The following is a 3477-nucleotide window of genomic DNA, read 5'->3' as shown; positions in this document are numbered from 1 at the left end:
CGCGCCGGCCGCGCCGCCGGCCGTCTCCTCCGGCCGGAAGGGGGTGGGCGTGTGGAGCTTCCCGGGCGTGAGCCGCGCCATGGACGAGTCCGGCGCGGGCTGGTACCACACCTGGGGCACCGGGCACCCGGGCATCCGCACCCCGGCCGCGCCGAGTTCGTGCCGATGATCTGGGGGGCGAAGGACGTCAACCCGACCAGCCTCGACCGGGCCGCCGGCGCCGGGAGCCACCTGCTGGGATTCAACGAGCCGGACCTGGGCGCCCAGTCGAACCTCACCCCCGAACAGGCCCTGGAGCTGTGGCCACAGCTGATGGCGACCGGGCGGATGCTGGGCAGTCCCGCCGTCGCCTCCGGCGGCGCCGACCCCGGCGGCTGGCTGGACCGCTTCCTGACCGGCGCGCGGTCCCGCGGCTACCGGGTCGACTTCATCGCCCTGCACTGGTACGGCGGGGACTTCCGCACCGCCGAGGCGGTCGACCAGCTGGCGGCGTACCTGCGGGCGGTGCACCAGCGCTACGGGCTGCCGATCTGGCTCACCGAGTTCGCCCTGATCGACTTCGCCGGCGGCGGCGCGAGGTTCCCCACGCCGGGGCAGCAGGCGGCCTTCCTCACTGCGGCGACCACCATGCTCGACGGGCTGCCCTGGCTGCGGCGCTACGCCTGGTTCGGGCTGCCCGCCAGCGACAAGGACCGGTCCGGGCTGTTCCGCGACGGCCCGGTCGCCACCGAGGTCGGCCGCGCCTTCCAGCGGGCCCGGTGACGGTCAGTCGCGTACGCCGCCCGAGGCGAGCAGCCGGGCGATCGGCAGCGTGGCCGCGCCCAACGCCACCGCGTCCACCCCCAGCCGACCGAGCTGGATCGACGCCTGCTCGTACGGCTGGCGCAGCGCCTGCCGGCCGGCGGCCGCCCGGATGGCCGGCAGCAGGTCGCCGAGGGCGACGGCGGCCCAACCGCCGAGCACCACCCGCTCCGGATTGAACAGGTTGATCAGGTTGGCCACCCCGGCGCCCAGGTAGCCGGCGGTCTCGTCGAGCACCCGCCGGGCGGTGGCCGAGGTGGCCGCCGCGTCGACCAGCGCGGCGAGCTGGGACTCCTCGTCGTCGCCGGGCACCGGCCGGCCCCGGCGGGCCTCCCGGTAGCGGTCGATGATCGCCTCGGCCCCGACGTACGCCTCCAGGCAGCCCCGGGCACCGCAGCGACAGGCCCGGCCGCCGTACATCAGGGTGGTGTGCCCCCACTCGCCGGCGCTGCTGGACGCCCCCCGGTAGGTGATCCCGTTGGTCACCACGGCGGCGCCGACGCCGGAGCCGACCAACGCGAACACGGCGTGCCGGGCGCCCCGGCCGGCGCCGAACCACATCTCCGCCTGACCGAGGGTCTTGGCCCCGTTGTCGAGGTGCAGCGGCAGGTCGGTCCCGTCGGCGATCAGTCGTTGCAGCGGGATCCGGTCCCACCCGAGCGCCTGGGCGTGCACCACCGCCTGGGCGCCCTGCTCGACCACCCCGGAGACGCCGATGCCGACGCCGAGCACGTCGGCCGCCGCGACGCCGGCCCGGGCGGTCACCGCGTCGATGCCGGCCAGCACGTGGCCGGCCACCACGGCGGGCTCGGTGCGGGCCGGGTCCAGCGGGTACTCGCTGCTGGCCAGCAACGTCATCGCCAGGTCGAACAGCTCGACGCGGACCCGGGTCTCCCCCACGTCGACGCCGATCACGGCGGCGTATCCCGGCGGGACCCGGAGCATCATGCTCGGCCGCCCGCCGTCCGAGGAGGCGGCGCCCGCCTCGACGACCAGCCCCTCGTCGATCAGGTCGCCGACGACGTTGCTCACCGCGGGCTGGCTCAGCCCGCTGCTGCGTACCAGGTCCTGCCGGGTCAGCGGGCCATCGAGGAAGACCTTCGTCAGCAGGGTGGACCGGTTGCGCAGCCGGAGCCCCCGGTTCGTCGCTCGCACCAGCTCCACTCGCCCACCTCGCATCCGCCTCGGCCGCCCGGGCGACTGTACGTCCCCATGCTTGACGGCCCTGAGGACAACCACTTTAAGAAGGGCACACCGTGTCGAGACGACACCTCGGGATGATCGCCGTGGCCGTGCTGGCCGCCGCCTCGCTCACCGCCGGCGGCGACTCGGACGAGGCCGGCAGCGGCTCCGGCAAAACCCTCACCTACTGGGCCAGCAACCAGGGTCCCAGCCTGGAGGCCGACAAGCAGATCCTCCAGCCGGAGCTGGACAAGTTCGAGAAGCAGAGCGGCATCAAGGTCACGGTCGAGGTCGTGCCCTGGTCCGACCTGCTCAACCGGCTGCTCGCCGCCGCCGCCTCCGGGCAGGGCCCGGACGTGGTCAACATCGGCAACACCTGGTCGGCGTCGATGCAGGCGACCGGCGCGATGGTCGAGTTCGACGACGCGACCCTCGGCAAGGTCGGCGGCAAGGACCGGTTCGTCCCCGCCGCGCTCGCCGCCGCCGGCGCGCCCGGCAAGCCGCCGGCGGCCGTGCCGCTCTACAGCCTGTCCTACGCCCTGTACTACAACAAGAAGGCGTTCGCCGACGCCGGCATCACCAGCCCGCCGACCACCTGGGAGCAGGTCGCCGAGTACGGCCGCAAGCTCACCGGCAACGGCAAGTGGGGCCTGGCCGTCGAGGGCGCCAACCCGTCGGAGAACGCGCACCACGCCTTCACCTTCAGCCAGCAGTACGGCGGCGAGTGGTTCGACGCGTCCGGCAAGCCGACCTTCGACACCCCGCAGAACGTCGCCGCGGTGAAGCGCTACGTCGACCTGATGGCCGCCGACAAGGTGGTCAACCCGAGCAACGCCGAGTACGCGCAGAACCAGGCCGTCTCCGACTTCGCCAACGGCAAGGCCGCCATGCTGCTCTGGCAGGCGGCCGGCTCGAACCTGAAGTCGCAGAACATGGCACCCGACGCGTACGGGGTCGCCCCGGTGCCCTTCCCGGCCAGCCCGCCGGCCGGTGGCAAGAAGGTCAACAGCATGGTCGCCGGGATCAACATAGCCGTGTTCAAGCACACGAAGAAAAAGGACGGCGCGCTGGAGTTCGTCAAGTTCATGACCAGCGACGCCGAGCAGGTGGCGCTGAACAAGACGTACGGCTCGCTGCCGGCGGTCAAGACCGTCGCCGGTGACGCCGCGTTCGCCGCGCCCGAGCAGAAGGTGCTCCAGGAGGTGCTGGCCACCACGGCGGCGCCGCTGCCGCAGGTGCCCAACGAGAGCACCTTCGAGACGCTGGTCGGCACCGCCATCAAGGAACTGTTCGCCGACGCCGCGAGCGGCCGGCCGGTCACCGAGGACAGCATCCGGCAGAAGCTCACCCGGGCCCAGCAGCAGCTGCGCTGACCCGCCGGACCGGTGGTCGTGGGAGGGATCGCCGACCCTCCCACGACCACCTCGCGAGAGGACCCCGATGGCAACCCGCACCACCCCCCGGGCCGTCGCGCCGCCCGACCGGCCGGCCGAC

The 3477-nt window shown here is 73.5% G+C and carries 3 protein-coding genes; 2 read left to right on the top strand and 1 reads right to left on the bottom strand.

Annotated elements, in window-relative coordinates:
• Window positions 1-165: 165 nt before the first annotated feature.
• Window positions 166-762: a glycosyl hydrolase gene (locus JNW89_RS31515; protein ID WP_238451843.1), complete on the top strand. Its 597-nt coding sequence runs from the start codon at window positions 166-168 to the stop codon at window positions 760-762.
• Window positions 763-765: 3 nt separating this feature from the next.
• Here JNW89_RS31515 and JNW89_RS31510 read toward each other — a convergent pair whose 3' ends face one another.
• On the bottom strand, window positions 766-1965 hold the full coding sequence (locus JNW89_RS31510) for an ROK family transcriptional regulator (RefSeq protein ID WP_238451842.1): 1200 nt from the start codon (window positions 1963-1965) through the stop codon (window positions 766-768).
• Between the two features lie 92 nt (window positions 1966-2057).
• On the opposite strand from JNW89_RS31510, the gene JNW89_RS31505 reads away from it, so the two are divergent.
• Window positions 2058-3356, top strand: coding sequence for a sugar ABC transporter substrate-binding protein (locus JNW89_RS31505; protein ID WP_238451841.1), 1299 nt, complete (start codon window positions 2058-2060; stop codon window positions 3354-3356).
• Window positions 3357-3477 lie beyond the last annotated feature (121 nt).

It is taken from the genome of Micromonospora sp. 4G55 (assembly GCF_016803375.1).
The sequence above is the reverse complement of the archived record's forward strand: the minus strand, read 5'-3'. Positions and strand labels throughout refer to the sequence as shown.